General features: G+C 50.7%; 1 protein-coding gene. It reads right to left on the reverse strand.

What is annotated here, in order from left to right; genetic code table 11:
• On the reverse strand, positions 1-396 hold a 396-nt coding region (locus J5M67_RS28275), incomplete at its 3' end, for a hypothetical protein (RefSeq protein ID WP_207888654.1).
• Positions 397-469: the final 73 nt, after the last annotated feature.

A 469-nucleotide genomic window follows, 5' to 3' on the forward strand; every position in this document is an offset into this window, starting at 1 on the left:
GTCCTTTCCGTACAGCGCCGCCAGCAACCAATAGTACAGATCGGATTTTTGTTTACGATTGAACAGGTCGTTGACGATCCCGTGCTGCATCACGAAATCGTGCAGCACGACGATACCCGGCAACCTCTTCAGGCACTGGAAGATAGAGTAGTGGTTCTCTTCATTGTTGCCCAGGTTGTAAATTACCGCGTCGAACTCCCGGGCGACAGGCTCCATGTCCATATCGTCTTCGATGATACGAACGCTGACGTCTTCAACCTCGTAAGGCTGATGTAGAGCGTGCCATTGATAGAAGACCGTAACATCAAAATAGTCTTTCAGATGTTCGACAACGGCCTTCGACATGAAGCCGGGGCCGCATGCCGGATGAAACGGCGTAAAGAATGCAAGCTTCATTGCAGTGCGTCCATCAAAATTTTGTCCGGGCTGTAACGACTCATCTGATGAAGGTTCAGGCTTTCGCCGAACG

The organism is Pseudomonas sp. 30_B (genome assembly GCF_017491605.1).
In the GTDB taxonomy this organism is placed as follows: domain Bacteria; phylum Pseudomonadota; class Gammaproteobacteria; order Pseudomonadales; family Pseudomonadaceae; genus Pseudomonas.